This is a genomic window from Ekhidna sp. (assembly GCF_040223195.1).
In the GTDB taxonomy this organism is placed as follows: Bacteria; Bacteroidota; Bacteroidia; order Cytophagales; family Cyclobacteriaceae; genus Ekhidna.
On record NZ_JAVKDX010000003.1, the window covers coordinates 108,397 to 132,648 of the forward strand.

The 24,252-nt window shown below is 44.4% G+C and carries 24 protein-coding genes; 11 read left to right on the plus strand and 13 right to left on the minus strand.

Annotation, left to right across the window (positions count from 1 at the left end):
* Nucleotides 1–82 precede the first annotated feature (82 nt).
* Nucleotides 83–1,504, plus strand: coding sequence for a serine hydrolase domain-containing protein (locus RLN88_RS00560; protein ID WP_350219426.1), 1,422 nt, complete (start codon nucleotides 83–85; stop codon nucleotides 1,502–1,504).
* A gap of 24 nt (nucleotides 1,505–1,528) precedes the next feature.
* Nucleotides 1,529–2,350, plus strand: a complete 822-nt coding sequence (locus tag RLN88_RS00565) for a peptidylprolyl isomerase (RefSeq protein ID WP_350219427.1) — start codon at nucleotides 1,529–1,531, stop codon at nucleotides 2,348–2,350.
* On the opposite strand, the gene RLN88_RS00570 is transcribed toward RLN88_RS00565, so the two are convergent.
* The 4 genes from RLN88_RS00570 to RLN88_RS00585 form a co-directional block, all read right to left on the minus strand.
* Entirely contained in the window at nucleotides 2,337–3,098 is a 762-nt protein-coding gene (locus tag RLN88_RS00570; protein ID WP_350219428.1) for an ABC transporter substrate-binding protein, read from the minus strand. The genes RLN88_RS00565 and RLN88_RS00570 overlap by 14 nt on opposite strands.
* Before the next feature lie 2 nt (nucleotides 3,099–3,100).
* Complete coding sequence (locus RLN88_RS00575; RefSeq protein WP_350219429.1) at nucleotides 3,101–3,547, minus strand: hypothetical protein; 447 nt, start codon at nucleotides 3,545–3,547, stop codon at nucleotides 3,101–3,103.
* Entirely contained in the window at nucleotides 3,544–4,611 is a 1,068-nt protein-coding gene (locus RLN88_RS00580) for a M42 family metallopeptidase (RefSeq protein ID WP_350219430.1), read from the minus strand. Before RLN88_RS00580 ends, RLN88_RS00575 begins: the two co-directional genes overlap by 4 nt.
* A gap of 199 nt (nucleotides 4,612–4,810) precedes the next feature.
* Nucleotides 4,811–6,322 carry an acyl-CoA carboxylase subunit beta gene (locus RLN88_RS00585; protein WP_350219476.1) on the minus strand — a complete coding sequence of 504 codons (1,512 nt, stop codon included), beginning with the start codon at nucleotides 6,320–6,322 and terminating at the stop codon, nucleotides 4,811–4,813.
* 198 nt (nucleotides 6,323–6,520) lie between these two features.
* On the opposite strand from RLN88_RS00585, the gene RLN88_RS00590 reads away from it, so the two are divergent.
* The 5 genes from RLN88_RS00590 (at nucleotide 6,521) to RLN88_RS00610 (ending at nucleotide 11,246) form a co-directional block, all read left to right on the plus strand.
* Nucleotides 6,521–7,468, plus strand: coding sequence for a Ppx/GppA phosphatase family protein (locus RLN88_RS00590; protein ID WP_350219431.1), 948 nt, complete (start codon nucleotides 6,521–6,523; stop codon nucleotides 7,466–7,468).
* Nucleotides 7,469–7,527: 59 nt separating this feature from the next.
* Nucleotides 7,528–9,213: a hypothetical protein gene (locus RLN88_RS00595; RefSeq protein WP_350219432.1), complete on the plus strand. Its 1,686-nt coding sequence runs from the start codon at nucleotides 7,528–7,530 to the stop codon at nucleotides 9,211–9,213.
* Nucleotides 9,214–9,222: 9 nt separating this feature from the next.
* The gene (locus RLN88_RS00600) at nucleotides 9,223–10,296 is read left to right on the plus strand and encodes an Ldh family oxidoreductase (protein ID WP_350219433.1); all 1,074 of its coding nucleotides are present in this window, start codon (nucleotides 9,223–9,225) and stop codon (nucleotides 10,294–10,296) included.
* Nucleotides 10,297–10,306: 10 nt separating this feature from the next.
* Complete coding sequence (locus RLN88_RS00605) at nucleotides 10,307–10,777, plus strand: hypothetical protein (protein WP_350219434.1); 471 nt, start codon at nucleotides 10,307–10,309, stop codon at nucleotides 10,775–10,777.
* Between the two features lie 109 nt (nucleotides 10,778–10,886).
* On the plus strand, nucleotides 10,887–11,246 hold the full coding sequence (locus RLN88_RS00610; protein WP_350219435.1) for a SiaC family regulatory phosphoprotein: 360 nt from the start codon (nucleotides 10,887–10,889) through the stop codon (nucleotides 11,244–11,246).
* On the opposite strand, the gene RLN88_RS00615 is transcribed toward RLN88_RS00610, so the two are convergent.
* The 4 genes from RLN88_RS00615 to RLN88_RS00630 all read right to left on the minus strand — a co-directional run bounded on the left by RLN88_RS00615 (nucleotide 11,243) and on the right by RLN88_RS00630 (nucleotide 14,096).
* Nucleotides 11,243–11,761 (minus strand): hypothetical protein, encoded by a 519-nt coding sequence (locus RLN88_RS00615; protein ID WP_350219436.1) that lies wholly within the window; start codon nucleotides 11,759–11,761, stop codon nucleotides 11,243–11,245. The two genes, RLN88_RS00610 and RLN88_RS00615, sit on opposite strands and share 4 nt — an antisense overlap.
* The gene (locus RLN88_RS00620) at nucleotides 11,761–12,063 is read right to left on the minus strand and encodes an FtsB family cell division protein (RefSeq protein ID WP_350219437.1); all 303 of its coding nucleotides are present in this window, start codon (nucleotides 12,061–12,063) and stop codon (nucleotides 11,761–11,763) included. The genes RLN88_RS00615 and RLN88_RS00620 overlap by 1 nt, the downstream gene beginning before the upstream one ends.
* Before the next feature lie 331 nt (nucleotides 12,064–12,394).
* Nucleotides 12,395–12,823: a type I restriction enzyme HsdR N-terminal domain-containing protein gene (locus RLN88_RS00625; RefSeq protein ID WP_350219438.1), complete on the minus strand. Its 429-nt coding sequence runs from the start codon at nucleotides 12,821–12,823 to the stop codon at nucleotides 12,395–12,397.
* Nucleotides 12,801–14,096 carry an MFS transporter gene (locus tag RLN88_RS00630; protein WP_350219439.1) on the minus strand — a complete coding sequence of 432 codons (1,296 nt, stop codon included), beginning with the start codon at nucleotides 14,094–14,096 and terminating at the stop codon, nucleotides 12,801–12,803. Before RLN88_RS00630 ends, RLN88_RS00625 begins: the two co-directional genes overlap by 23 nt.
* A gap of 55 nt (nucleotides 14,097–14,151) precedes the next feature.
* Between RLN88_RS00630 and RLN88_RS00635 the strand changes: the two genes are divergently transcribed.
* Together RLN88_RS00635 and RLN88_RS00640 are read left to right on the plus strand one after the other, a co-directional pair.
* Nucleotides 14,152–14,838 carry a DUF6090 family protein gene (locus tag RLN88_RS00635; protein ID WP_350219440.1) on the plus strand — a complete coding sequence of 229 codons (687 nt, stop codon included), beginning with the start codon at nucleotides 14,152–14,154 and terminating at the stop codon, nucleotides 14,836–14,838.
* A gap of 1 nt (nucleotide 14,839) precedes the next feature.
* A complete protein-coding gene (locus RLN88_RS00640) occupies nucleotides 14,840–15,766 on the plus strand; it encodes a succinylglutamate desuccinylase/aspartoacylase family protein (RefSeq protein WP_350219441.1) in 927 nt (308 codons plus the stop codon).
* On the opposite strand, the gene RLN88_RS00645 is transcribed toward RLN88_RS00640, so the two are convergent.
* Nucleotides 15,763–17,259: an OmpA family protein gene (locus RLN88_RS00645; protein ID WP_350219442.1), complete on the minus strand. Its 1,497-nt coding sequence runs from the start codon at nucleotides 17,257–17,259 to the stop codon at nucleotides 15,763–15,765. The two genes, RLN88_RS00640 and RLN88_RS00645, sit on opposite strands and share 4 nt — an antisense overlap.
* Nucleotides 17,260–17,410: 151 nt before the next feature.
* Nucleotides 17,411–18,031 (minus strand): DNA-3-methyladenine glycosylase, encoded by a 621-nt coding sequence (locus tag RLN88_RS00650; RefSeq protein WP_350219443.1) that lies wholly within the window; start codon nucleotides 18,029–18,031, stop codon nucleotides 17,411–17,413.
* Nucleotides 18,032–18,047: 16 nt separating this feature from the next.
* Here RLN88_RS00650 and RLN88_RS00655 point away from each other — a divergent pair, with 16 nt between their 5' ends.
* Both RLN88_RS00655 and RLN88_RS00660 read left to right on the plus strand, forming a co-directional pair.
* Nucleotides 18,048–18,911, plus strand: coding sequence for a DUF2911 domain-containing protein (locus tag RLN88_RS00655; protein ID WP_350219444.1), 864 nt, complete (start codon nucleotides 18,048–18,050; stop codon nucleotides 18,909–18,911).
* Between the two features lie 123 nt (nucleotides 18,912–19,034).
* Nucleotides 19,035–19,880 carry a hypothetical protein gene (locus RLN88_RS00660; RefSeq protein ID WP_350219445.1) on the plus strand — a complete coding sequence of 282 codons (846 nt, stop codon included), beginning with the start codon at nucleotides 19,035–19,037 and terminating at the stop codon, nucleotides 19,878–19,880.
* A 31-nt stretch (nucleotides 19,881–19,911) separates the two neighbouring features.
* Here RLN88_RS00660 and RLN88_RS00665 read toward each other — a convergent pair whose 3' ends face one another.
* The 3 genes from RLN88_RS00665 to RLN88_RS00675 are packed head-to-tail and all read right to left on the minus strand — an operon-like array spanning nucleotide 19,912 to nucleotide 24,208.
* Nucleotides 19,912–21,609, minus strand: coding sequence for a sodium:solute symporter family protein (locus RLN88_RS00665; RefSeq protein ID WP_350219446.1), 1,698 nt, complete (start codon nucleotides 21,607–21,609; stop codon nucleotides 19,912–19,914).
* Complete coding sequence (locus RLN88_RS00670; protein WP_350219447.1) at nucleotides 21,609–21,743, minus strand: hypothetical protein; 135 nt, start codon at nucleotides 21,741–21,743, stop codon at nucleotides 21,609–21,611. The genes RLN88_RS00665 and RLN88_RS00670 overlap by 1 nt, the downstream gene beginning before the upstream one ends.
* On the minus strand, nucleotides 21,740–24,208 hold the full coding sequence (locus tag RLN88_RS00675) for a PIG-L family deacetylase (RefSeq protein WP_350219448.1): 2,469 nt from the start codon (nucleotides 24,206–24,208) through the stop codon (nucleotides 21,740–21,742). The genes RLN88_RS00670 and RLN88_RS00675 overlap by 4 nt, the downstream gene beginning before the upstream one ends.
* Nucleotides 24,209–24,252: the final 44 nt, after the last annotated feature.

Here is a 24,252-nt window from a genome sequence, read left to right on the forward strand (position 1 = left end):
TTATTCATATAAACCTGAAAGGGTCAAATATCTGAATGACATTTTCTTTAACTAACTTAATTTCAGCTAAACTCACCAAAGTATGAAAAAACATTTACATCGGTTATTGCCAATAATCATTTCACTAATCTCAGTCACTATCTGCTGTGAAACCAAAAAAACCAAAAGCACAGATATCAATCAGAAAATTGCAGTGCTTGATTCTCTGGGGCAGTCCATTCTAAAAGAGGGGCAAGTTGTGGGTTTTTCTGTAGCCATCATGCAGGGTGCAGATACTGTTTACAATCAAGGATTTGGTTTTATGGATGTAGAAAAGACCATGCCCATTACCAAGGACACACGATTTCTAATGGCCTCCGTATCCAAATTGATTGGGTCGACTCTGTTGATGAAACTTGTAGAGGAAGAAAAGCTAAGTCTGAACAAGACTTTATTTGAATTGATGCCTGACTTCCCGAACCCTGAACAAGCAAAAAAAATTACATTGGAGCATATGATAAGTCACACTTCGGGTCTGCCAGAATACGCCAAAGTGATTGACACGATTTTTGTCAAAACAGGCAAAGCACCAACCAGAGAGGATTACTTGAATTTCTTTAAAGGGAGAGATTTACTCTTTGAACCCGGGTCCAATTATAGCTATTGCAATTCGGGGTATGTTTTACTTGGGATTATCCTTGAGCAAATTACTGGAAATACCTTGCAGCAAGAATTTGACCGAGTAATTAACGAACCTACCAGCATGGATTTAAAACTGATTGCAGAGGCCACATCACTTCCCGAAATGTCCCCTTATTGGGAATTGGTAGATTCCAACTACCTTCATTATCCTCACTGGACCTGGATCCAAGGAGATGGTGGCCTAACTGCTACCTCCATCATGCTGGCGCAGTTCCCAAGACAATGGGCATCCGGAGTGATCATCAGCCCATCTTCCTTTGAAGAGATGATAATGCCACGAATATTGACCGATGGTATTCAAACAGGATATGGTCTGGGTGTCAGAAATGGAGAGTTTTTTGGTGAAAGAATCATCGGGCATACTGGTGGGCATAAATCTACCTACGCCATTATGGTTTACTTCCCTGCAAGGGACGTGTCTTTTGTGGTATTTGTAAATACAGATCATACCCCAACCAATGCCAGAAAGGTTTTCGGCCTATTCGCCGCTGAATACCTGGGTGTTCAGCCCAATGAACCCTCCATTTCCATTAAACCATTGAATGACCCCTCTAAATATGTTGGATTCTACGGTGCTCATAATGATAAAACAGAACAAATCATTGAAATCAAACTGAATGAGGAAGGAATACTGGTTTATTGTTATAAGGAGGAGTGCTTTCCTATGGCCTATATTGGTGATCATAAGTTTTGGATTGAGGAATGGCCCTTTGACCATGTCATATTTGAAATCAATGAGAAAGGTGAAGCCATAGCTATAAAAGAGTACTTCACAGGATTTTATTCACTCTTAAGAAAAAAGCTAAAACAAAATCGTTTTTAGAGACACGAATTAGAAACCCAAACTATGAAAACCTATTTACCCCTCCTTTTACTGATTTCAGTAATCTCATGTACTTCACCCAAAGAAAAGCAGGAAGAAGCCACCCAACCTGTCCAAGTTGAGCTAGTGACTTCTAAAGGCACCATCGTGCTGGAGCTGTCTGACAGAACCCCAAAGCACCGGGATAATTTCATCCAACTGGTGAAGGAAAATGCCTATGACAGCTTGCTCTTTCATCGGGTGATTGAAGGTTTTATGGTTCAGGCAGGCGATCCTGAGAGTAAATATGCCCATGACTCTGCTGCGCTTGGGGATGGTGATCGTGATTATAAAATCCCTGCAGAGTTTGATACGACCCTTTTTCATAAAAGAGGCGCACTGGGAGCTGCCCGGGATGGGAATTCGGAGCGAGCCTCCTCAGCCATGCAGTTTTACATCGTGCAGCGAGGAGCGCTCACCGATAGCCTGATAGACAGAGGAGAATCCAGGATCAATGGGTGGCTGGCGGAGAATTATGTGCTCAATGCACCAGAAAATGAATTGTTGAAGAATGAGATGGAAAAGGCTATGGAAAATCAGGAATGGGAGACTTACTCTCAGCTCAATGATTCCCTCAAATCACTCGCCAAATCATTCGAATTTGATCACTACACGATACCTGAGGAACACCGGGAAGTTTATCGATCCCTGGGAGGAACTCCCCACCTGGATCAAAACTATACCGTATTTGGCGAAGTGATCTCAGGCATGGAGGTGGTAGATTCGATCGCGGCAGTTCAGGTGAATGAACTGGATCGTCCGGTAGAAAATGTGAGGATCATCTCAGCAAGAATCATTGAGCAGTAGATTCCCACTTTCTCAATCTGCTCCCATACCAGCTATATAGTTCTCCATCTACTAATTGGCCTTTTGCACTTGGCCATTGGCTTTTAGCTTCCGTCAAATGTTCTTCCTTAAAGGGAAATGGCTCTGAGCTAAATAGAATTTTATCAGGATTTAATTCGGTAATTTGCTCCGTGGTTAACTCAGGGTAGCGTTCTTCAGTGACCAGGTTTTCATACCCCAAGTGAGTGAGCATGTGATCGATAAATGTATTTTTTCCGGCCGCCATCCATGGTTTGCTCCATATCAGATAGATGACTTTTCCAGATTTCGATCCTTTCACGCTTTCGGTTGCCTCGCGGCATTCCCGAATAATTTCATCTGCACGAGCTTCCAAATCACACAAGTGGCCTATGGTCGTCATCATCTGAAAAGCATCCTCCATCGTATAGATATCGCTCATCCATACCGGAAAATCCTGCGTCAACTCTTCAATTCCTTCCTCATAATTTTCCTCCTTATTTCCTATGATTAGATCTGGTTTGAGATTTCTGATTACATCAAAACGGAAATTTTTAGTTCCTCCAACGATTGGAATGTCTTTCACTTTATCTGCCGGGTGGATACAAAACTTTGTCCTCCCAACAACGGGAGCACCAATATCTAACAGGAATTCTGTTTGTGAGGGTACAAGGGAGATGATTCCTTTTGGAAGAACAGGGACTTCAACTTCCCTCCCCATCATATCAGTTATTTTTCTTGAGGCGGACATAGCTAATGCCCATGTCCAGCATGAGAGCCACTTTCCAGCCTCTCGAACATTTCATTCATGAGTGACTGATTTCCTTCCAAACTTCCCTTGATGGCTGGCACTTCAGCATCTAGCAAAAAATACGTCTTCAATGAATCGACTTTGTTGTCACCAATGAAGGTGGCCTGGAAAAGCTCCCCATCCGACTTGGTTATCTCCAGATGGAAATTGTGTTCATCAATAATTCTGCTTTCTATCAGGGAAAATCTGAGTGTTTTACCCTCTCTTTCAAGGTCATAAAGCAAGAACTGATCAATCCCGCTCAGGTAGCTCATCGCCTTGTCTTCACCCAGCCAAAGCTCCATATAATCGCCACTCTCCGCATAAGTATACCACTTGCCAGCCAGCGGTTTTTCTGCTTCCGAGCAGGCAAGCAGTAACACAAATACGAGTGAAAGTAATCTCATCATTTGAAGTATGTGAAGTCCTGTCCGGTTTTGATTTGAATCACGGTTTCGTAGATCAGTCGGATCACGTTCTCTACATCTTCGCTATGCACGGTTTCAACCGTGGTATGCATGTATTTCAAGGGAAGGGAAATAAGTGCAGATGCCACTCCAATGTCAGAATAGGCAAACGCGTCTGTATCAGTTCCTGTAGTTCTGGAAGCCGCCATTCGTTGATATGGAATTTTGTTCTTCTCAGCCACTTTGATGATCATATCGCGCACATTGTTTTGCACAGCCGGACCATACGTAATAGCAGGTCCCTTACCAGCAGCCATGTCTCCGCTGGTGATCTTGTCATACATGGGAGATTGCGTATCATGCGTCACATCGGTGACGATGGCCACATCCGGCTTGATCCTTCGGGAAATCATTTCTGCCCCTCTCAGACCAATTTCCTCTTGCACAGAATTCACCACATAAAGGCCAAAAGGCAACTTCACTTTGTTTTCAGAAATCCTCCTCACCACCTCGGCAATCATGAATCCTCCTGCTCTGTTGTCAAGCGCCCGGCCGACAAAGTATTTCTTATTCATCTCGAAGAGCTCGTCCTGAAAGGTAGCAACTGTACCGACATGGATGCCCATTTTCTCGACCTCCTCTTTGCTCTCCGCTCCAACGTCAATGCAAATATTTTTCAAGGTTGGGGCGTCCTCTTTTTCTTTTCTCACATGGATAGCCGGCCAGCCAAATATTCCCTTCACAATTCCTTTTTTGGTATGAAGATTCACACGCATAGACGGTGCAATCTGGTGATCAGAGCCACCATTTCTAACCACATAGATATATCCTTTATCAGTGATATAATTCACAAACCAGCTGATCTCATCGGCATGCGCTTCAATCACTACTTTGTACTTCGCATCCGGATTTACCACCCCATAAACGCTTCCATAGGTATCCACCACATAATCGTCTACATACGGTTTGATGTAATCCAACCATATTTTTTGACCCTCCATCTCAAAGCCTGTAGGCGCAGCATTATTGAGGTATTTGAAAAGGAAATCTCTGCTCTTCTTATCCATATTTTTAGGTATCAAGTTTTAAGTTTTAAGTTTCAAGCCTCAAGACATAGGCCAGCCATAAGGTTCAAGCTACAAGTTTCTTGAGGAATCCAGACAACATTTTTTGTTCTTCAATTATCAAATCTCCATTCCTTTTTTGCCAGATCAGTAACTCTTTAAAATTTCTCATTCTTGCCGCTTGTCGCTTTAGCCTTGTAGCTTAAAGAGGAATATTTCCGTGCTTCTTTCTGGGTAATTTATCCACTTTGTTCTCTAACATCGAGAACGCATGAATAAGTTTTGTTCTGGTATTGTGCGGCATGATTACCTCGTCCACAAATCCACGTGATGCTGCGATATACGGATTTGCAAATTTCTCAGTGTACTCATTGATTTTCTCCTGAAGTTTCGCATTGGGATCATCTGCTTTTTGAATCTCCTTTCTGAAAATAATCTCAGATGCTCCTTGTGCTCCCATCACGGCAATCTCAGCCGTAGGCCATGCGTAGTTCATGTCAGCACCAATGTGCTTGGAGTTCATCACATCATAGGCACCACCATAAGCCTTACGGGTAATCACCGAGATTCGTGGGACTGTCGCCTCACTAAATGCATACAGAAGTTTTGCTCCGTTGGTGATTATACCGTTCCATTCCTGATCGGTACCCGGTAAGAATCCCGGTACATCTACCAAAACCAGCAAAGGCACATTAAATGCGTCACAGAAACGAACAAAGCGACCGCCTTTAGTACTTGAATGAATATCCAATACCCCTGCCATACTCATGGGCTGGTTGGCCACTATCCCGATGCTTCTCCCTGCCAATCTTCCAAACCCACAGATGATATTCTCAGCAAAATCTTTATGCACCTCTAAGAAACTACCCGAATCAATGATTCCATTGATCACATCATGCATATCGTAGGGTTGGTTTGGATTGTCTGGCAAAATACCATCAAGTTCCTTTCTAGTCTCGTCTCCAACTTCATATTCCAGCCTGGGTGGCTCCTCCTCACAGTTGGAAGGGATGTAGCTCATCAGTTGTTTGATCTGGCGGATACACTCAGCCTCATTTGCACAGGCAAAATGAGTCACTCCACTTTTTGTGGCATGCGTTTGCGCGCCTCCCAATTCTTCGCTTGTTACCTCTTCCTGAGTCACCGTTTTTACCACGTTTGGCCCGGTCACGAACATGTAGCTGCTCTGCTCCACCATGAAAATGAAATCCGTGATGGCCGGTGAATAAACAGCGCCACCGGCGCATGGACCGAGGATAGCAGAAATCTGAGGTACAACCCCAGAAGCCAACGTATTTCGGTAGAAAATATCTGCATAGCCACCAAGTGAAACAACACCTTCCTGGATCCGCGCTCCACCAGAGTCATTGAGTCCAATTACCGGCGCACCATTTTTCATGGCCATGTCCATGATCTTTACAATCTTCTCGGCAAAGGTCTCTGAAAGCGACCCACCAAAAACGGTGAAGTCCTGGCTGAATACATAAACCAATCGACCGTCGATCGTTCCATATCCTGTCACCACACCATCACCCAAAATCTTCTGCTCGTCCATCCCGAAATCAGTAGCGCGATGAGTCACAAACTTTCCTATTTCCTGAAAAGAACCTTCGTCCAAAAGAAGATCAATTCGCTCGCGTGCGGTCAACTTTCCTTTCTCATGTTGCTTGGCAATTCGGTCTTCACCTCCACCCTTCAGCGCCTCTTCATTCATGGATTCCAGTCGCGCTGTTTTTTCTGCGATGGATTGTATGTTGGTTGCGGTTTTTGGTTTCTCTGTACTCATATCTCGATTGCAAAACGCCAAAGATAAGGTGACCATTGGACAATGTGGAATTAGTGATTTATCTATTGGTCCTATTGGTCAAATCCAAAAGCACTCAAATCCAATTTGCTATATTGCGGCCTGTTTATGAGAGTCGCAGTAATAGATCTTGGCACCAATACCTTCCACCTGCTCATTGCCAGAGTGGATCGGGATTCTCATGAAATGTTGTATCGTGAACGCAAAGCGGTAAAGATTGGAGAAAAGGGCATTAACCAGGGTGAGATCACCCAAGCTGCCTGGGACCGGGCTCTGAAAGCGCTCAATGAGTTTAAGGCCACTATTGATAAGGGAAACATTGATAAGGTCTTTGCCACTGCCACCAGTGCAATCAGAAATGCCAGCAATGGTCAGGCACTCGTAGCTGAAATAAAGAAACAAACGGGGATTGAAATTGAGGTGATCTCGGGAACGAGGGAAGCTGAGCTTATTCACCTTGGAGCCAGCAAAGCACTTGATTTTGGTGATGATAAGAATCTGATCATGGATATTGGAGGGGGCAGTATCGAATTTATCATTGCTGACCGGAAGCAATCTCATTGGCTCAGGAGCTTTGAGGTGGGTGGTCAGCGGCTGGTGGAGCGATTCCACAAATCAGACCCAATTACCTCGGAGGAGATTGCAAATCTCCACACGTTTTTCGAATCTCAACTTCAGCCATTGATGGATGCCTGTGCGGAATTCAAGCCGCACACTTTGGTGGGCTGCTCAGGCACATTTGACACCCTGAGCGATATCTACTGTGAAAAAAATCACATTGAGCGAGATGATGATGCCACGGAGCTCCCATTTGGAAAAGAGGCATTCGAGAGCATTTTTCAGGATCTCATTACCAAAACCCGTGAAGAGCGGCTGGCCATCCCCGGGATGATAGAAATGAGGGTGGATATGATCGTGGTGGCTTGCGTACTCATTGACTATCTCATCGGAAAACTTGACCTCAATCACATCCGCATATCAGCTTTTGCACTTAAGGAAGGCATCCTTTATAATGTGTTGGATTCTTTGCAAGCTGATATAAATACCTCCAAATAGGTATTGGGAAACACCCACATCTTCTTAACTTTTGAGTTTCAAACCCAACCATCATTAAAATGAAGTATTTATTCGGAATTCTTTTAATAATCTTTTCCTTCGTTTCATACAGCCAGCAATCTGAATTTGAGAGTATTGTTGCTGAACTTCAATCCAATCTCCTTGAAGTTCAAACAGGGGGTGAAACCTATACCCACGAAATTGAGCTTCTTAGCTATTCGGTATTAAAGTATACCCTGGTGGAAGTAGATGATAAAGGTAATAGGGAGGAGATGATCTATGAATTCAATGTGGCCGATCTCGACCCCTATGTGGTGAGGGAAGAAACCAAGAATGACATCATCTATCTAAGCCTCACGGTGGATAATGGACAGAAATTCATCAAGGAATACGAAAACGGTGAGGCCAAAGGCTATGAGGAAAATATGCTCATGGTCACTAAAAACATTGACAATGCCCGAATCCTCAAAGACCTCATCAAGAAGGCGATCCCATTGGCAGAGAAAATCATGACCAACAAACTCCAGGTGGAGACTTATCCCGAAATGGAAGACTGGCTGGAAGCAAACATTGTGAATGCAGAAAGTACCGGAAAAAGCTACAATCAGCAAATGGTAGCTCAGGAAGACTTTCCCGCAAGTGTGCGGTTTATCCAGACGGTGGTCACATCCAAATCTTCAGAAGAAAAGCAGTACATATTCAATTTGGCCGATATCAATATCAACAGCCTGAAATTCAATATCTCAGGCTCCAGTTTTTCATTGGACTTTGAAACCAAGCGCAAGCAAAAAGTGATAAAAGTGCTTACAAACGGAGCACCAGACGGTTTCGATGATGAGATTGAGATCTTCACCAATAATGTGGAAGAAGCAAGGGATCTGAAAAACATCCTGACCAGAGTGGTACCGCTTGCGGAGGACAAAGTGGAAGCCTCCATTCAGAAATTCGAGTCCATGCAGACAGCTTTCGACTATTTGGCCAAGTTTACCCAAAACATCAACTATGGGGATGAGTCCGTGGAGCAGGCAATCGAAGGAAACTGCCTTGTGAAGTTTAACCAGATAGAGTCTAATGCTAAATCTACCACTAAACTTACAGCCAATTTCAACCTCATTGATATCAATGCCAACCTGATTGATTACGATGTTTCTTCCGATCGCATGTTTGTCGAGTTTACCACAAAGGAGTCTCTGGATCTGCTGAAGATGTACGAAAACGATGCGTTTGACGGGTATGATGATGAGTTAAAGATCTATGCTGAGAATGTAGAGGTAGCTCGTAGGATCAAAGCTGCATTGGAAGACCTGATCAAAATCTGTGAGCGTGACTATGTGGATCCCTTTGCGGACATGAGTCTTGAGCAAAAGGTGGCCTGGCTGACAGATAATGTGCAGGAAGTTCGGATAGATGACGAAACCATCACCCAAACTTTTGAGCGGATTGACAATGCAGATCCTGATAAAATTAAGCTCACCAAGCTGGAAGTTGATTCAAAGGGCGGACAGGAAGAGATCTTCGAGTTTAACTTCACAGACATCAATCCCAAGAGCATCCAGTATAAAATTGGAAGCAAAACCCTGGCCGTCTCATTTGAAACAAAATTCAAAGAGGACATCATCAAGTACTACAAGGATGGCGAAATTGAAAACTATCAGGATGGATTTGAGCTGAGCCTCGCTGATATCGAAGTGGCCAGAAACCTAATTTTGGTTTTCAACCAGATCATAGCGGAGCTAAATGAGTAATTTCGCCGCATGATTTTTTCAGCGGAAGAACTAACCAGATTTTCAAAAGAAATATTCATCAGCATCGGTTGTCCTGAGCAGGAAGCTCAGCAGGCAGCCGATGTTTTAGTTAGTGCCGATCTTAGAGGTGTGGATTCGCACGGGGTGGCCAGGCTCTCCGGCTACATCCGTCTGCATGAGAAAAAACGGCTAAATGCCACCCCTCAAGTCAAAACCGTGCATGAAACCCCGTCTACCGCTGTGGTCGATGGTGATCTTGGGCTGGGACTTGTAGTAGGGCCTCATGCAATGAACCTTGCCATCGAAAAAGCAAAGAATGTAGGCACGGGCTGGGTAGCGGTAAAAAATTCCAATCACTACGGTATCGCCGGCTATCACGCCATGATGGCACTGGAGGAAGATTGCATTGGCATCTCACTCACGAATGCCAGTCCGCTGGTCTCCCCTACATTTTCTAAAGAAAGGCTGCTTGGCACCAACCCGATCTCCATTGCCATCCCTACTAAAAATCAACCGCCGTTTGTGTTGGATATGGCCACTACTACGGCAGCCAATGGCAAACTGGAAGTGCTTCAGCGCAAAGGACTGAACGCCCCGGCAGGCTGGTTGCAGGATAAAGAAGGCCACATCACCACGGATGCAAAGGGACTGGTAAAGGGTGGCTCCATGCGCCCCCTAGGTGGCGACAGGGAGCATGGGTCTCACAAAGGCTATGCGCTGGGTGCCGTGGTGGATATCCTTTCCGCTGTATTGTCAGGTGCCAACTATGGTCCCTGGGTTCCTCCGTTTGTTGCATTCATTGACCCTGCCCCAAATCCGGTGGGTCAAGGTCTTGGTCATTTTTTTGGTGCCATGCGCATAGATGCTTTTCGTGATGGGGAGGAATTTAAGTCGCACATGGACAACTGGATCGAGCGGTTCAGGGCGTCAGAGACCGTGAACCCTGGCGAAAAAGTGCTGATCCCCGGTGATCCGGAAAGAGAGATGACGGAAGAGCGGCTGAAGAATGGAATTGACTTACTCGATCCGGTGGTGGTGGATTTAGAAGAACTTGGCAAGAAGTTTGGAATTAAGCTGAAATAAAACATCGACCATGCGACAGTTTTTATTTTTAGCATTTCTTTCCCATACTCTTATTTCTTTCTCTCAGCGCATCACCTTCAATGATCCCGATCTGAGCTTCAGCTTCAAAAAGCCGAAAGACTGGCAGGTGTTTGATGATGGCCTAGTGGTGAAAGTAAGTCCCTCTGCTGCTGATTCCTCCCGCACTTATTTTTCCATCACCTACTTTGAAGATGCTGAGCCATTTGGTGAATTTCCATTGGTGGAAAGTCAACCCGAAACACCTCCGGAAAATCTAACGCCTTATCCCAAAAAGATCGCAGGACAGGATGCGAAATATCAAGAGAACAATTCCAACGAACTATCAGCGACCTATGTTTTCTACACATTTGGTCAGCGATTCCTGATCGTCACCGTTCAGTCTCTGCCTGAAGATCAGGCTGTATCTCAGGCATTCAATCGCATGATCCGCTCCATAAAAGTGACCGATCCAAAAAAATGACTCGCCGAATCATTTCCGGTTTTCACCGATGAGGAGCACGCACTAGGCTATTTGCAGGAACCCCGCCTCTTTACCGCAGTTATTAAGGTACACCCTAAACCCTAATCATATGGATTATTTCCGCAAAGCCACCACCACCTCGCCTGCGGTGATGATGGATTCCAAAACAAAATCGGCGCTGATTTCCGGCACCTCCATTTGCAGAGACATTACGGTCTATGCATCTGTGGTCAATGAGATGAAGCAAAACCTGCTAAACTTTGACTATACCGACCTGAACATTAAGTTGGGAACGTTCAATACAATGGCTGCTAAGACGCTGCTTGATTTGCTCAGAACCATCAAGTTTAGCAAAGGCGTCAAACCATCTGTTCACTGGTATCACGATCGTGAGGATAAGGAAATGCGGGAAATGGCCAATGACTACAGCCAGCTGCTGGAAATGGAGATCGACATCTCGGCGAATTAAAAAATCCCAACACCGACTCCCGCGCGAATTACCCAGGGACTGTTGTAGGGTCTTGGGATTTCGCTTTCGTCATAAAGCACGTTGTACAATGCCATGATGCTGAATGAGGCTCTGCCACCAAGCTGCTCAGAATACCCTGCTCCGACCAAGAGGCTATTGAATGATGATCGCTCTGTTCGTTCTGTAGAAATAGGATATTCAAAATTCAATCGTTCAAATTCCGCGTATGCGAAGAACTGATTTGTTACATTGAATCGATTGAAAACGCTCCATCCATAGTTTGAAAGTTTGAAGCTTGGTTGCTTGATTTTCACATACTGATAGGTGATGCCTATACCAGCCGAATACCGATCCGTGATTTTGTAGCCGACTTGTGGAAAAATGCTAATGTTGGTTTGATTAGAACCGGTGCTAAAACCTCCTCCACCCCCAAAGTAAATTCGATCGCCAAATTTGTCTTGCGCTGTGAGGATAAATACACTGACTAGGAAAACAAAAGAGAGAAATGATTTCATTAGTCCTCTTTTACGACAATGAAGAGATCCTCGTTTGGTTTTTTCATGAGATACTTCTCACGGGCCATTTTTTCCAGCAGGTCAGGATTGTTATTTAAAGCCGCCTGATCATTTTTTACCTGCAGGATTTTGTCCTGATAAAACTGACGCGCTTCCTCTAGTTCAGCTTTCTTTCCTGATAGCTGAGTCTGTAGAAACAGATCATTGCTGTCAATAAATGCAAGCCAGACTATAAAAAATAAGGTTGATAGAAAATAAAAATTTTTAAAAAATGGTGGGATACGATCCAATAAGTTTTTCATCTGCTTTGAGTTTAATGGGTGGTTTGTCTTTCAAAGCTTCAGCAGATATGTAAAAATAGGGAATTTAAGCGGATTTGATCATCCCTGGTCAATCATCAATTTTCAACTCTTTAAATTTTTTCTCTCTCCTTCTCCAAATCAGAAGCATAACCGGCAGTATAACAATCCATCCGATCCATTCAATCAGATCAAAAGGTTCGCCTTTGAAGAATATTTTGTACGCGTGAAAAAGGAGTATAAGAAGCGATAAGATGGCTACAAGTAATGCCCCTGTCGCCTGATTCTGTTTAACCTTATAAATCCTTTTTGAAACCTTCATTTGCCTAAGAGATTAAGATTGATAAAAGGGAAACTCTTTGATCTGGTGTAAACGTCCTTCCACTTTTGTCCAAATGAAATGGCTCATGCCATTGGTAATAGCCAGATATTTGGCGTCCAGCACTTTGTTGTACTCCGCCACCTGACTTACCACTTTTTGAGCCAGCTTTACTGATGGTGCCTTGCACTCTACCAATAAAAAAACGCCTCCATCTTTATCAAGGATGGTAATATCAGATCGCTTCTGGTTTTTGAAATACTTGAGACTGTGCTCCAGTTTGGTCATCCCTTTTGGATAACCCAGATGGGCAAAAAGAAGATTTAAGAAATGCTGGCGCACCCACTCTTCGGGGGTCAAAACCACCCATTTTTTCCTGACAATACAAAAAATCCTGTTGTCCTCGATCTGGTAGTCAAACTCAGGAAGCTTGAGTGGCTGCATTTTTCAATCTGACCTGAGATAAGAAAATGAACCCCAAAATAAAGAATGTAGCTAGCGCCAATGTGCTATTCCGCATACTTCCGGTTACTTGTTCAATATAGCCATACACGAACGTCCCGAAGACGATTGAGAGGTTGTAAGTCACATCATAAAAGCTGAAGAAAGAGGCCGTATCTACCGTGTCCTTTGGCATAATCTTGGAAAAAGTGGCACGGGAAAGTGCCTGAATCCCACCCATTACCAGGCCAACTACTGCCGCCAATGCAAAAAATTCCCATTCCTGATTTACAAAATAAGCCCCAAAACAGCACAGTATCCAGATTCCAATCTGGATCGAAATGGCACGGATATTTCCCTGCTTTTTAGAAAGGTGAGCAAAAAGATAGGCTCCTGCAACAGCCACAAACTGGATAATCAGCACCGTCATGATCAGCTTGGAAGCTTCCATTTTTAACTCCTTAGAGCCGAAGGTAGCAGCCAGGTACATCACCGTCTGCACACCCATATTGTAGAAGAAAAACGCCAAAAGAAATTTCCTCATTCCGTCCATGTCCTTTAGCTGTCTCCATACTTTTCTCAGCTCCTTATATCCATTCACCAGGTAGTGGCCTTCCGGCTTCCTGCCATGTGGATTTTCAGGGAGCTTGGAGATAGCGTAGAGCGAAAACCCTATCCACCAAACACCCACAGTAAGGAATGAAATGCGCGATGCAACACCTGCATCGGCCAGCCCAAACGTACCGTGCATTTCGATGGTCACCAGGTTTATCACCAGCAGCACAACCCCGCCAATATAGCCGTAGGCATATCCCCTGGCGCTAACGATATCCCGCTTATCTTCAGTTACGATTTCATTTAAAAACGCATCGTAGAAAACCAGGCTGCCAGAGTAGCCCACGCTTGCCAGTGCTGAGCAAATGATCCCCCATTCTATATTTTCACCGGTGAAAAAGAAAAGCCCAATGCAAGAAAATGACCCAATGAACATGAAAAGTTTCAAAAAGAATTTCTTCTTGCCCGCATAATCCGCAATCCCTGAAAGGATGGGGAGGATAATGGCCACCAGGAGAAACGATGCAGAGAGCGCGTAGGAATACAAAACCGAATTGACCACCTCCATGCCAAAAAAACTTATCCGATCACCGCCACTTGCATTGACTGCTACGCTTTGGAAGTAAATGGGGAAAATGGCAGAGGTAATGGTGAGCGAGTAGACCGAATTGGCCCAATCGTACATGCACCAGGCATTGATAACTTTCTTATCGTTAAGCATAGGAATTGCGTTGATGCGGCAATATAATGAATGCTACTTTCACTATTTTTAGTGCATGGCAAAACAACGAAGAATTGATCCGCTCCAGGTACTCATAGAAGTAGTGGTGATCACGATAGGTATTGTGCTGGCCTATCAGCTCAATGCCATGAGGGAAGTGGAAAAAACTGAAGACGCTGAACTCAAAGTCCTTCGCGAAATTAAATCGAACCTTGAGTTGGATCTGATCGACCTAAGTGGGAATACGTATGGTCATGAAAATGCCATTAAGCTTATTGACTCTATTAAAAATTGGGAGGATCCTTATGAGGATCAACTCGGAGAGATGTTCTTTAGGATTTTTAGAGACTATCTATTTCTCCCTCAAACTAGCGCCTTCGAGACCCTAAAATCAAAAGGTGTGGATCTGATTTCGAATGATAGCATCCGAATTGGGACACAGCGACTCTATGATTTCTATTACCAGGTCCTCATTAAGTATGAATCAAATTATGCAGCCAACCAGCTCTTTGATGATTTCGAATGGGTGGCCACTACATACTATAAAAGCTACCCGATTACCTCGGGTGAGGTGCCAGTCCCAAAAATACGATCGGCAGAGTGGCTAAAAGATGACGAGCTAGTTGTCAGACTAGATATTGCACGATTTGAGCATTGGTTTGCGCTCAGCAGCTATAGACAAGTCAAGAATGAAATAGATAATCTCATTGTCACCATTGATAAAGAAATAAAATCTCGCTAGAATGGAATTTGACTTAAAAAAGGAAACGCTGCACAGGCAGAATATCCCAACCGCACGCCTCCCTTCAGGTACGGTCATAGAAATACCTATTTTTTCATATGAATCTAAAAACGAAGGCCCCACACTGCTACTTATGGCCGGCATGCACGGCGATGAAATCAATGGTGTGGAAATCATGCGGCGGGTGATCACCAAAAAGCTCTACCAGGTGAATGCCGGGCGGGTGATCCTGATGCCAGTTTTTAACGTATTCGGGTTCATTAATTTTAGCCGTGAAGTACCGGATGGCAAAGACGTAAACCGTTCATTCCCCGGATCGCAAAATGGATCACTTGCCAGCCAGTTTGCACACTTCATGATGCATGAGGTGATCCCTCATGTGGATTATGGGATCGATTTTCATACGGGAGGAAAGCTGATCAACAATTATCCGCAGGTACGAGCCATGCTGGACGATCCAAAAAATGAAGCACTGGCCAATGCATTTGCCTCACCCTTTATCATCAACTCACCTTTCAGGGACAAATCGCTCAGAAAAGAAGCCGGGAAGCTCGGGAAAAGTATTCTGGTGTATGAGGCCGGGGAGTCGCTCAAACTTAGAAAACCTGCCATTGATGAGGGCCTTGCCGGAATGAAGCGAGTGATGAAGCATCTTGGCATGATTGAGGATGCGCCTGAACCAAACAAAACCCCCATTACAATCAGCAAGTCGAGCTGGAGCAGGGCCAATAGGGCTGGCCTGCACTACGCCCAGGCCAGAAACGGCCAGCTGGTGAAAAAGGGGGAAGTGCTTGGTGTGATCTCTGACCCTTATGGCGAATATGAAAAGAAGATCAAAGCCACGCACGACTGCTATGTGCTGAGCGTGAACAATAACCCTGTGGTGAATCGGGGGGATGCATTGTTTCATACGGGGGTGGTGGGTTAATCCTCCACCACCTCAAACTCTACCCTTCGATTCAGCTTACGAGTTTCTTCGGTTTCATTGCTGGCGATTGGCTCATTACCACCATACCCTCTACCAGTCACCCGGTAGGGACTAATGCCCTGAGCAATGATGTATTCTTTCACTGTCTTCACGCGCTCCTCCGAGAGTTGAACATTCTTCACCGGATCTCCGGTATTGTCGGTATGCCCTTTTAGAAGGATTTTAATATTGGGATTGTCATTCATTACTTCCACGACCAGGTTCAACTCCTTTTGTGAGCCCTCAATCATGTTGGCCGTGCTGCGATGAAAAAGCACATGATCCAAGACGACTACACTTCCTTTCGAAATCGAAGAAAGGGTGATTATATTTTCACCCACATTCAATTGCTCATCCAGCATGATCATTTTAGGGAGGTAACCTGCAGATTTTATCTCCACTTCTTCTCCGGTCAAGGAGTCAATCACAAACTGTCCGTTCGCACCAATTTTAGTCTCTACACTTGTAATCATCTCGGCAGGTAAACTCTCCCCAGTTTTCGCATCTACGACTTTCAGAAGGATCTCCGATTTTGGCTCCTCCTTTTCTTCAATAATAGCAATAACGGGTTCTTCAACAACCGTAGTATCTTCCTCTATCTCCTCTTGAAATCTGATCTTCATGATATCACCATATCCGTCACTATCCTGCGAGCTGATGTAGTATGCCCACTCCGATCCATCCAGATAGCCAAAAGAAGTCTCTGAACCCGTTGTGTTGACCTGCGGACCCAGGTTCACCGGCTCACTCCAGTTTCTCCACGAATCGTCTTGTCGCACGCTATAAAACAAATCAAAGCTCCCTTGACCACCTCTTCTATTCGTTGCAAAAAAGAGCGTTCGGTTATCCTCTGCCAAAAAAGGGGTCACCTCCTGGGACTCTGTATTCAATTGGAATCCCAAGTTCTTAGGACGATCCCACGTTCCGTCGGCTTTCTTTTTCACCACATACAAATCCTCCACTCCATACGTATTATTGGATTCCATGCTCAAGATCATATATTTTCCATCTTTAGAGAGGCAGCCGCTTTGAACAGGTGCTTTGTTCTTCAAATACGGGATGCTCAATTCTTCCACCTTGCCCTCAGATACAAATTTGACTTTGCCCTGGTAGATTCCCTTGTCAAGGATCACCTCGCTATAAAAAACTCCAAAGGGACTAAAACCAATGGGGCTGACCATCCCCTTCTCTCCTAACCAGTCAGGAAAGACCAACACCTCCCAGGATTGTCCACCAATATTTTTTTCAATTGAATTGAAAACCTCATCGCTTTGAGGGAGCCCTCCTTTCTCTTCAGTATAGGCTATTGCTTGTTTGAATGGATTCAACATCAGATAGTTCTGACCACTAGGTGTATTAAGTGAATCGACCTGTGAGCCACTTCCCTCAAAGGAGATCTGACCATATGAAAACAGACTTAAAAACGTCAGTAGAGTTATTATTGAACTTTTCAATTAATTATTTTAATTTTTTCGTGAAAAATATTTGAATATATAAATATTCATATATATTATTGTACTTGTAAAGTTTCTCTATTGGTTAGTTGGTGACAAAGCTAAACAGCTAGTGAATTATTTGAAGTCCGGTGTGGTTAGCCGGACTTTTTTATTTCACCACTTTACTAACGAACGTATTTCCAGCTATTACAAACCTCCACGGTTTTAGTGCATCTTCTTCTGCATATTCCACACCAATTCGCGTATCGGACAAAATTTCAAATTCTTCATTCCTTTCTGACTTTCCAATCCATATTTCTTCCGAAAGCAAATCCTGTCCACTCATCCCCACATTTATTCCCATAGCCTGAGAAAGGGTGCCGGGCCCGGAAGCCAATTTAGCTTTGGTAAACTTCCTTCTTTCCTTCATTTCTTCCAGTCCTTCCATTGGCTCCAGCGCCCTGATCAAAACCGCATCAGCTAACCCCTCTTTATTCGTCACTACATTGAACAGATGATGGATGCCATAGCACAAATACACGTAGGCACTTCCTCCCCGCTGATACATTACTTCGGTTCTTCGGGTTCGTTTCTCATTGGCATGGCAGGCTTTGTCCCCCCTTCCACAATACGCCTCTGTCTCCACAATTTTTCCGGCGGTTAAAACCCCGCCTAAATTAGTCACAAGCACCTTTCCCAAAAGTTCCTTTGCTACTTGAACGACATCTCCCCTTTCATAAAACGATCTTGGGAGTTTTTCGTAAAGGGATGTATTAATTTCGAAAACCATAAATAAACCTTTAACTATGAAAAGAATCACAAATCTAATCGCACTCATCATCCTTGTTGCATTTGGTGCAAATGCCCAAATCAATACTCCTCAACCTAGCCCTGCTGGCTTAGTAAGCTCTACCGTAGGCCTTACTGACGTGAGCATTGAGTATTTCAGACCCGGGAAAAAAGGAAGAAAAATCTTCGGATCCGGCGATGAATACCTGGAGCAATTTGGAGAAATCTGGAGAACAGGTGCCAATGGTGGCACGATGGTGAACTTCAGCACAGATGTGAAAGTGGCCGGGCAAGATGTGAAAGCCGGTGAGTACCAAATGGTGAGTAAGCCAGGTGCATCTCAGTGGGAAGTAATGCTGATTTCCGAGCCTATTGGTGGAAATGAGAGTGCTTATGATGAAAGTAAAGTAGTAGCAAAAGCAACTGTAACTCCATCAAAGACTGCCAGTGCTGTTGAGAGAATGACTTTCCAGATCGCTGACATTAGCGCTGATAACACGTCTGCCAACATCGTATTCTCATGGGATGATGTGATGTGGAGTCTTCCCATTGAAGTGAGCTTCCATGAAGCTGTGATGAAGGACATTGCTGCTAAGACCCAGGTAAACCCTCAGAACTATGTTGCTGCAGCAAACTATTACCTCACTGCGGGTGAGAATCTGGAGCAAGCCCTAGAGTGGATGAACAAATATCTATCTGTAGGTGAAAACTCAGGTCAGTTCTGGAATGTGCACGTGAAGGCTCAGATCCTTGCCAAAATGGGCAAGAAGAAAGAGGCTATTGCTGCAGCACAGGATTCGATGGAAAAAGCCAAGAATTTTCCTAGCGGAGATTTTGGTTACGTAAAAAGAAATCAGGATTTGATTGATTCTTTGAAATAATCTTAAACCAGTAAGTTTTCAAAGCGTGGGCTTAGCTCACGCTTTTTTTGTGCCATATGATTTTTTAACCCTCACTTAACGATTTATTAGTATCCTTCAGCTAACTTTCAACTTATGAAGAGAATGCTTAAACATATCTTGCCTTTTTTAATGTTTGCCAGCTTAATGCTATTCAATGCCTGCAACACCGATGATTCTGTTGAAGAATCCAATGTTGAAATCGAAATTCAGGAAAGAATCGAGGAATTAATTTCTAAACTACCACCAGCCCATAAATATGATTTTAAGAAGGTGGAATTAGAAATTCCTCCATGTAGGTTAATTGAAGAAAGGTTCACCGCCTCGTATGAAACCGATGATACCAATCACCGATATTATTACCAAAATGGAGTTCTGTCTAAGGTTGAGCACTATGTAGGTGGAACCCTGAACAATTATAAGTTGTACGTGCACGAGGGAACTAATCATGTGAAAGTATATTCCGAAGATTCAGTCATTCTGGATGAATACTTCTATGAGGATGGTTTACCTATTAAAAGGATTTTTTATGATAATGGTAACGTGATAGCATATGGCTATAGCTATTATGATAATGGGCTTCTCAATCGATCCATAAGTGCTGGCATCAATGGAGAAATCTTCGTTTTGGACTATTTGTCAGATAAATATGGAAATATTGTTGAAAGTTGGGGCGTTTGGGAAAACGATGGGCCTCCTTCAGAAGAGTACCGCTATTTCTCAAAATATGACACGAATTTTTTTCCATACATAGGATTACCAGTAGAGTTTGAAAATACAGATGTATGGGGTCCATACAATGAAATTGAGGTTAAAGTTTACATTGATGGAGAACTAAGAAGTGATAATGAAGAGATTTCGCTGGAATATTATGATAATCGTCTTGTAAAGACGAGAGTTGAAGATTCCGGAACAATTCATCAATTTGATTATGTCTATGATTGTGATTAGATGACTGCAAGAACTATAGCGTGGGCTTAGCTCACGCTTTTTTTGTGCCTACAAAAATCTGGAAGATTAAACTTAGTATCATCGTACCTCCACACCCAATCACATTGTACCACAGGTAGCTAAGTGAGAACATCCCGGCTTCTGTCATGAAATGAATAATGATCACGCTGGTCTGAGCTATAATAGCTGCTATGAAAACGGGATTGCCTTGCACCTTTTTGAAGAAGAAGGCGACTAAGAAAATTCCCAGTACTGTTCCATAAAATATTGACCCGACAATATTTACTGCCTCAATGAGGTTCTCCGAGTTCTTCGCAAGAATCGCAAAAAGTATGGCCAGCACACCCCAGGCAAATGTCAAAAGCTTGGAGGTGTTCAGGTAATGATGCGGCGATCCATCCTTCTTAATTGCCCGCTTGTAAAAATCAACCGAAGTGGTGGATGCCAACGCATTGAGCTCTGAAGAGGTGGAAGACATGGCAGCTGAGAAAATCACGGCTATCAACAATCCAATCAATCCGTGAGGCAGATAGGTGATAATGAAGGTAAGAAAAACGTAATCGGAATCTTTGGTTTCCAGGGATTCATCCGCTTTCAGGATCACTTCCTTTGCCTGCCTCCTCAAATCCACTGATTTTGCGTCCGCTTCTTTCAGCAGATTGGCATACAAATCTTTTTGATCCTCCGAAGTGGAGTTGGCCAGGTTCTCAGCGGCTGCCCTTCGTTCATCAAGCGCATGGGAATACTCATGATTGATGAGCTCAAACTCTTCTGCATACGCTGAGTTTTGAACGATCTCTACCGATGCTTCTTTGAAGTGAATCGGCGGGTTGTAAAAGATGAAAAACACATATACCAACACTCCAACAAAAAGTATGAAAAACTGCATGGGGATTTTCAGGATGGCATTGAACATCAGGCCCATGCGGCTCTCAGCAGCACTTGTACCGCCAAGATATCGTTGTACCTGCGATTGATCCGTCCCAAAGTAGGAAAGTGCCAGAAAAAATCCACCGGCCAGTCCCGACCAGATGGTATATCGCTCACCCGCATCAGTGCTGAAATTCACTGCTTCCAGCTTTCCCAGATTCCCCGCAATCTCCATGGCCCCACCAAATGAAGTGTGATCTCCAATGTACCCAAGAATTACAAAAAAGGCTGCAAACATGCCCCCCATGATTACCGCCATCTGTTGCTTTTGTGTGATCGAAACAGCCTTGGTTCCACCTGAAACGGTGTAGATAATCACCAAAATTCCTGTGCCCAAAATCGTCACCGTCAGATCCCAGTGAAGGATGGATGAAATGATAATGGCAGGGGCATAAATGGTAATTCCGGCTGCCAATCCCCGCTGAATCAGGAATAGAGAAGCTCCGAGATATCGGGTTTTTAGATCAAATCTCTTCTCCAAAAATTCATACGCTGTATAAACCTTTAGCCGGTAGAAAATGGGGATAAACACCGCTGAAACCACTATCAGTGCAAGTGGTAGCCCAAAATAGTTTTGCACAAATCCCATCCCACTTTCGTAGGCCTGTCCAGGAGTAGATATGAAGGTGATGGCACTGGCTTGAGTAGCCATCACTGAGAGGCCAATAGTCCCCCATTTCATGGAATGCCCACCAAGTAGGTATCCTTCTATATCCTTTTGCCCCCTGGTTTTGTACACGCCATACGCCACAATAAAAAGTAGGGTGCCAAAGAGCACAATCAGGTCAAGATTGTTCATTAATACGTACTGCTAAAAAGGTGAAATAAAAGAATAAGCACAGCCAGCCAGGCAGCCACAAACAGGTACAGATACCTCCATTTTTTGAATAATGGTGGCTTATCGATATTCTTTTCTGAGATCAGTTCTGTCATTTGCCCAGGGAAATCATGTTTACAAAAATCCGGTATGCCCCGGGCACTCCAGCAGGCAATTCCCTGAACCAGCTATACCCGGAGTAGACATAGTATCCCTCTCCGTACCTCGCCACCAGTAGTCCTCCTGTTTTGGGACTTTCCCCCGGATCGTTGCTTTTTAGGATCGGAGTAAACTCCTCAGACCACTTATCCGGAAAATACAATCCACGCTCCTGCACCCAGCTTTCAAAATCTCTATCGGTAATCCTATTCGGAGTATTCATCACCGGATGATCAAACCCAATAATCTCAACAGGCGCCTGCTCTACTGCAATCCTATCCCGAGATAGTTTCAGGTCATAAGGAGCAATCTCCTGAGTGACCAACTGATGACTGGTGTTGTACTGAATGATGAGGTTGCCCCCCTGCTTCACATAATCAAAGAGTTCCTTGTTTTTATAAGAGAGCCACTCCACCGTATTGAACGCCCGGATGCCGAGAATGATGGCGTCATACTGTGACAGATTTTCGAGAATCACATCATCCTTTTGCAGGGTGACTACCTGATATCCAATCTGTGCCAGGTTGTCCGGTATAGCATCTCCAGCCCCCTCGATATACCCAATCAGGTTGCCCTTTTTCTTCAAATCCAATCGCACCACTTTCACCTTTGAATCCGGGTAAAGTGTTTGTTTGGGGATGTGGTCATAATCAATCACAGAAAGTCCCTTCGAATAGGTTTTGCCCTCCACTTTGGCATTTCCAATGATATGCCCTTCGGAAGCATTGGCCGGAGGTATTATTTCGAAAGTAAAAATCTGTTCTTCACGCTTTTGCGAAAGATCAAAATCATACGTCGCGGGAGTCACCTTCCATCCATCCGGTGCGACGAGGGAGACTTCACCGCTACAGTTTGCTTTGCCGGCTATCACCCTCACATCTACTGATTTGGGTGAATTGTCCCCGAAGACCAAAACCCCACCGGCAATGTTCACCATCACAGGAGGCCCGATGGTCAGTGGCTCCACCACCTCTCCATCCACCGGATCAGTGCGACGGTACAACACCGGCACTTTATAGGTGATTTCCTCTTCGCCCAGACTGACCGTAACATCTCCGGTTATGGCCGGATCATTTTCAGGCTTGCCAATTAGTCTTTGGTCATTCACCGCATACATCCCCAACTCACCCTCGTCTACCAGCCAATATGGGTGACTAAAATTCATTCCTGAAGGAAGCTTAAAATTCATTTCCGAAGTAAATGGCTTATTGTTGAGGATAGGAGCCCCAAATGAGATCGGATTTGGCCACCCAGAAAACTTGATTCGCTCCACCTTCATATCCATCGAACTTCTGTTCACAGCCTCCAGATTTATGGAAATAGAATCACCAACTGCGTAGTTTGCCTCGGTAGATGACAAGGAAAGATAAAGACCTGACACTGCCATGATCAGCTCGTCTATTTCCTGTCGCTTCACTTCCCTCCAAAAATCACTATCTATTTTATCCAGCGCCTTGCGGGCACCCATCAGTGGTTCTATGATGGATGAAGGATTTCGTTCATCATACTGCTCAATGGCCTTATTGATGAAAAAAGCTACTTCTTTGCTTCCCTTCATACGATCCCATGAGGTATCTATTCCTTCGAAAGGGGTCTCACCTTCCTTTCCCTCCCACTGTTTCAGGTATTCAATCTGGTCTCCTCTGGAGCCTGAAGAGCCAAAACCCTGGCTCTTGTGCATGCTGCGACTTCTGGCGGCAATCTCAGTGTAGGACTCGCCTAGCAGCACATTGTATCCACCTACATTAAATGTCTTCAAATCGGTGGTATCCATGCCGGAATCCCTAAACCACCACCATCCGGTATTCCAAAAAATCTTTTTCGGTTGCCAGGTATCTACCAAATCAAGCTGCTCCGGGTAGGCATTCTTATCACCGCTCAGCTTGAAGGCTTCCCTCGCCAGAATGGCACTGGCGGTATGGTGCCCGTGCGTGCGCCCATCATCGGTAAATCTGGTGATGATAATATCTGGCCGAAATTTCCTGAATGCCCAAACGAAATCTGCCAATACCTGATCTCGATTCCAGATGTTAAAGGTCTCATCGGGATCTTTTGAGTACCCAAAATCATTGGCACGAGAAAAAAATTGCTGACCACCATCTATCTTGCGTGCCGCTAAAAGCTCCTGGGTGCGGATCAGTCCAAGTTCTTCACGTATCTGCGGGCCGATCAGGTTCTGGCCTCCATCGCCCCTTGTGGCTGAGAGATAGGCAGTTCTCATCAATTCCTCATTTGCATAATAGGCAATCAACCGGGTGTTTTCATCGTCAGGATGAGCCGCCACATAAAGCACAGACCCCAGCACATTGAGTTTTTCCAGTCTCAGACGAATGTCACCGGGCTTATAGACGTTGAATTGTTGGGCGTTAGAACTAAGAAAAAAGGCTATCAGTGCATAGCCAAACAGGGCGCGGGTTTTCATAGATTGGTTTTCGTTCGGGTTAGTTACGAGTAAAGGGGCGGAAA